This is a genomic window from Paraburkholderia sp. NMBU_R16, assembly GCF_013282575.1.
Taxonomy (GTDB): domain Bacteria; phylum Pseudomonadota; class Gammaproteobacteria; order Burkholderiales; family Burkholderiaceae; genus Trinickia.
In genome coordinates this window covers 1-4,972 of record NZ_JAAAYE010000120.1, presented here as the reverse complement: position 1 = coordinate 4,972, position 4,972 = coordinate 1, and the positions used below count along the sequence as shown (strand labels likewise).

Here is a 4,972-nt window from a genome sequence, read left to right as displayed (position 1 = left end):
GAAAACGCGGTTGCAAAATCAGGCAAAAAAACGGATTCTTGAGGCCCTTCGAAATCGCGTTTCGGGGCCATTCCAAGTGGCCTCATTACGCCGATCATCCCCGGCTCGATTACGCCGATCCGTGACATGCTTCGAGCGCGTGAGCCGCGGCTTCGGCCGACGGCGCCCGATACACTTCCTTGAGTTCGGCGGCGACCTGCTTGCGGTCTTTCCAGCTCGCAAAGTCCAGCGAATTGCGGATCAAATGAACGATGCACGTTTGCACCGTCGTTTCTGGAAACACGGTGTTAATCGCCTCGGGGAAGCCCTTCAGACCGTCCACCACGGCTATCAGGATGTCCTGCACGCCACGCAGCTTTCAAATCGTTGACCACGCGCAGCCAGAACTTGGCGCCCTCGGTCTGCTCGATCCAAAGCCCTAGCACGTCGCGCGTGCCGTCTCGGCGAACGCCCAGCGCCAGGTAGATCGCTTTGTTCTTGACCGTGCCCTCGTCACGCACTTTCACGCGCAGCGCATCGAAGAAGACCACCGAATACATCGCTTCCAGGGGCCTCTGCTGCAATTCGCGTACCTCATCGATGACGGCATCGGTGACCGTGCTGACGAAGTCGGGCGGGAGGTCGCGTAACTTTTGATCATATTCTTCAATAGTCAACTGGTTGGTCTCGCTGCCGCATCGATTGTAATGACGGCTGGCGCGGCGAGTACGCTGCTTCGCATTGTCCAGAACATGCCGGGAGCCGGGGAGTGTTCGATGGACGCAGTTAGGGCGCGTAGGCGTACAGGTTGCGCCGTTCGGATTTCAGTGCGTGATATTGTCGGTCGGGCGGCTCCGTTCGATCTGTAGGGAAATTTTCGATGTCTCCAACTTCATTCACCATCAGAGCAGTTGCTCCTGCCGACGTTTCATCGTGGCGTATGTTGAGGCATAGGCTTTGGCCACGTGCAAGTGCGGATGATCATGCACGCGAGACGGAGCAGTTGCTTGCCGAACCGCATCGTAACGCGATGGTTATCGCCGTCTCGTCCAAGGGTGAGGCGCTCGGCTTTGCCGAGGCTGCGATACGACACGACTACGTGAACGGCTGCGACACTTCGCCCGTCCTTTTTCTCGAGGGCATTTACGTAATACCCGACATGCGTCGCCGAGGCATCGCGAGAGCTTTGTGTTCGTCGGTCGAGCAATGGGGGACTTCACATGGATGCGTCGAATTTGCTTCCGATACCGCTATCGACAATATCGACGCGCAGACGTTACACCGTGCACTCGGCTTTGATGAAACTGAGCGTGTCGTGTTTTACCGGAAGCGTTCCTAGTGTTCTTCCGGCACGTGTTCGCACGCGCGGTCATCTGTCGGGCGAGGTCGGCACGTGCGGTCGAAGCGAATCCATCCGGCAGATTGCCTGCCGCTCGCAGCTATCCTGTAGCGACGCAGCTCGTCAACTTCACGTCGGTGCCGTATTCGGAGTTCGCAAAGCTGATTCTCAAGGTGAGCCTGAACACGGGAGCCAACCTGAGCCTGATGTACCAGGGCCTCGCGAACGGTGCGCGAACCGTGGACGATGCACTCGCCGCCGAACGCCGCTCGTTGACTGGCGATCTCGGCCTCGACGGCGCGGGCTTCAATTTCCCGACCAATGGCAGCGGTTCGCCGGACAGCCAGGCGAGCGCCCCCACGACCGCCACGCTGTTGAGCGTCATGGGCCGCCGGTCGAACTACGCGACGTATCGGAATGCACTCGCAACGCTCGGCGTCGACGGCTCCGTGGCGGCGTTTGGCAAGAACGTGCCGGGCAAGGAACATGTTGCGGTGAAAAGCGGGGCGACGATCACAGACGGCCGCATGGTGGCGATGACCATGGCCGGTTACATCGACACCAAAAGCGGCAGACGCCTGGCGTATGCGTTGTTCGTCAACAACGCGGGCCCGGTGAGCGCACTGACGGATACCCTCGAAGTGTTCAACGACGAAGCGGATATTCTCGGGATCGTCTACGCGCGCTACTAGGCGGCGTGAGCGGCGCCAGGCGCTGGCCGGTCCCTGATGCTCACGCCGAGCGTTAGCTTCTATCTTCGGATGCCCCGATGCTCGAGGAACGGGCGCGCCACTTCGCTGGCGTCATGCCTGTTTGCCGTTTGAACATGCGCTGAAACGCGGCGTCGGATTGATATCCCACAGCTTCCCCGATCTCTGCCACAGACATTCCCGTTTGCGCCAGTTTGCGTCCAGCGAGCGCCATGCGAATGTCCGTGAGCACGTCGCTCGCTGAGCGGTTGATGGCTTCTTCGAAGTGACGTGCGAACGTGGCGCGCGACATGTGACAGAGTTCAGCCAGCTTGGGAAGCGTCCACGGCTTCTCCGGTTCGTCGAACATGGCCGCGAGGGCAGGTTGCAGGCGCTGACGCTGCGCAAGTGCAAGCAGGCCGCGGGGCGCCTGATCGGTCTCGGAGGCGCAGCGCAGGGTCAACGCGAACAGCGCGCCCGAAAGCTGATTCACGACCGTCGCGCTGCCCGGGCGTTGCTCGAACGCTTCCTCGCGCATCAATTCAATGAGTCGGGCAAGCCGGGTTGCGGCAAACGCGGCGTCGCGCGTCTGGACGTCGCCCTCGCTCACGCTGCTCACCAGCAAACGTCCCGGCAGATGGTCGCGCATCAGTTGCTGCGGCACCGCCGGCAGCACGAAGCGCCCGCACAGCACGTCGGCATCCCCGCGTGCGCTGCCATTCGTGGCAATAGTCAGGCCGTCCTTGTCCCGCTTGCGTGTCGCCCGGGGGGAATCGCCGCTGCCATCGTGCAGTCGGTGAGCGCTGCCGGAAGGAAACAGCACGATATCGCCGGCTCTCATGCGAAGCGCTGGTTCGCTGCCTCCAGTGTCGCTTTCGACGACAGCCTCGCCGCGCAACAACACGTGATAGGGGAATTCCCACTCGGTCGACTCGGGTTGGTCGATGCGCCATGGCGAGCCGAAGTGGCACCGTACGTCGAGCCGCCCAGTGACCGGCATCAGCGAGAGCAGTCGGTCCAGCAGTTCCATATGAGACGTTTGAGCATGAAGTTGCGGAATTATGGCATTAAAGAACTCGCCGCACATCCCTACACTGACTCCCATGCCATACGACATGGCTAAGCAGTTCAACCCTCAACCGTGAAGGAAGGAGTCAATCATGTGCCGTCTGACCACCATTCGCCCTGAAGAAGCAACCGGCGCAGCCGCTGAAGTGTTCGCGAAGATCAAGAAGGCCGTCGGCAAAGTACCTAATACGTACGCGACCATTGGCACGCACAGCCCCGAAGCGCTCAGCGCGGCGCTCGCGTTCGATGCAGCGGTGGCTGCCAGCACGCTTGGCAAGGCGGACATCGAAGTCATCAAGTTGGCCGTCAGCGAATACGTGGGCTGTGACTACTGTGTCGCCGCGCATACGTTGATGGGCAAGCTTGCCGGGCTGTCGAGCGATGACATGAAGCAGGTGCGCGTTGGTGTCGCAACTGGCGACGCGAAGCGTGATGCGCTGGTGACGTATGTGCGAACGCTGGTCGGTACGCGTGGCACGGTGCCCGAAGCGGTCGTCGATGCGGTGCGCGCGGCGGGTTACACCGAACGCCAGATTATCGAAATCAACCTCGCCATCGCGTCGATTACGTTCACGAATCTCGTGAACCGCGTGAACGACACGACGCTCGATTTTCCGGCAGTTAGTTAACGCGTAGCGGGCTGTGCCGAGGATCGCAATCGAAGGACCGGTCTTTGGGCCGTTCAGTACGGGAGACCGGTCCCGAGATTGCTCGTCGTTTCGGCATCGAACAGTAACGACTGGCTCACTTTCACTTTGCGGGCTTACGCGCGAAGTGGCTCGGATTTCAGATGCGCTGGACAACGTTGAGCAGCGTACGACGCGCGGTATAGTGCGCCTACGGGGCTGCAAGCCCCCGACTGGCGTCGAGGGTTTCATGCCGCGCACACGGATCGCCTTGCTTACCGTCCTCGCAATGCTCGCCTTTGCGGGGAACTCGTTGTTTTGCCGCTTGGCGCTGCGTGGTGGTGCTATCGATGCTGCGACGTTTACGCTGGTGCGGGTCGTGTCCGCCGCGCTCGTACTCTGGATGATCGTGCGGGTGCGGAGCGGTCCGCAGGGCATAGCGGGCAATTGGTATTCGGCGTTCGCACTTTTCGCTTACGCGTGTGGATTTTCTTTCGCATACGTCGCGCTTCCTGCGGGCACGGGTGCGTTGCTGCTCTTCGGCGCCGTGCAGGCCACGATGATCGGATACGGCCTTTGGGCCGGCGAACGTCTGCGCGCACGGCAGTGGGTGGGCTTGGCGTTTGCGCTCGGCGGTTTGACCTGGCTCGTTCTGCCCGGAGTTTCGGCGCCGCCGCTGCGGTCTTCCCTTTTGATGCTGAGCGCCGGCGCGGCGTGGGGTATCTATTCGTTACGCGGCAGGCGCGCCGGCGATCCGACGACGACCACCGCGGGAAATTTCCTGCGAGCGGTGCCGTTCGCGGCGGCGACGAGTGTGCTCGCGTTCGGGCAGTTCTCGTTCGGAGCATCCGGTGTCATGTATGCGATGCTCTCCGGGGCATTGACGTCGGGTATCGGCTATGTCCTTTGGTATGCCGCCTTGAGAGAGCTGAAGGCGGCTACCGCGGCCGCCGTGCAATTGAGCGTGCCGGTCATCGCAGCGATGGGCGGCATAGCGTTGCTCGGCGAACCGCTGACGCCGAGGTTGTTGGCCAGCTCGGCCGCGGTGCTGGGAGGTATTGCGTTGGTTATCTTCAGGAAGTAGCGCAGTCGTGGTACGGCATCGTCAGGCGGCAACACCTAGTCTTCGCTCGCATTGCGATGCCGTGTGGCGCGACAATCTGGATGAGAGACGCGCGACAAACAAGATGAGAATGTCGCGGCGAGGTTGATGATGCCGATGTTGATTGACGCTGACAAGCGTTTGTTGATTGACGCTCGGCGCATGTTGC

5 protein-coding genes and 1 pseudogene are annotated in these 4,972 nt (G+C 61.4%); 4 read left to right on the top strand and 2 right to left on the bottom strand.

Annotated features, from left to right (window positions below; translation table 11 throughout):
* Positions 1 to 127: 127 nt before the first annotated feature.
* Positions 128 to 623 (bottom strand): annotated as a pseudogene (locus GWC77_RS26875) (IS256 family transposase); the annotation flags it as partial.
* Between the two features lie 236 nt (positions 624 to 859).
* Between GWC77_RS26875 and aac(6') the strand changes: the two are divergent.
* Positions 860 to 1,318: an aminoglycoside 6'-N-acetyltransferase gene (aac(6'), locus tag GWC77_RS26870; RefSeq protein ID WP_173262284.1), complete on the top strand. Its 459-nt coding sequence runs from the start codon at positions 860 to 862 to the stop codon at positions 1,316 to 1,318.
* An 83-nt stretch (positions 1,319 to 1,401) separates the two neighbouring features.
* A complete protein-coding gene (locus GWC77_RS26865) occupies positions 1,402 to 2,010 on the top strand; it encodes a D-alanyl-D-alanine carboxypeptidase (protein ID WP_173262281.1) in 609 nt (202 codons plus the stop codon).
* 52 nt (positions 2,011 to 2,062) lie between these two features.
* Here GWC77_RS26865 and GWC77_RS26860 read toward each other — a convergent pair whose 3' ends face one another.
* A complete protein-coding gene (locus tag GWC77_RS26860) occupies positions 2,063 to 3,037 on the bottom strand; it encodes an AraC family transcriptional regulator (RefSeq protein WP_254367205.1) in 975 nt (324 codons plus the stop codon).
* Positions 3,038 to 3,167: 130 nt separating this feature from the next.
* Here GWC77_RS26860 and GWC77_RS26855 point away from each other — a divergent pair, with 130 nt between their 5' ends.
* Together GWC77_RS26855 and GWC77_RS26850 are read left to right on the top strand one after the other, a co-directional pair.
* Positions 3,168 to 3,704 carry a carboxymuconolactone decarboxylase family protein gene (locus GWC77_RS26855; RefSeq protein ID WP_173262278.1) on the top strand — a complete coding sequence of 179 codons (537 nt, stop codon included), beginning with the start codon at positions 3,168 to 3,170 and terminating at the stop codon, positions 3,702 to 3,704.
* Positions 3,705 to 3,951: 247 nt separating this feature from the next.
* Positions 3,952 to 4,785, top strand: coding sequence for a DMT family transporter (locus tag GWC77_RS26850; RefSeq protein WP_173262275.1), 834 nt, complete (start codon positions 3,952 to 3,954; stop codon positions 4,783 to 4,785).
* Positions 4,786 to 4,972 lie beyond the last annotated feature (187 nt).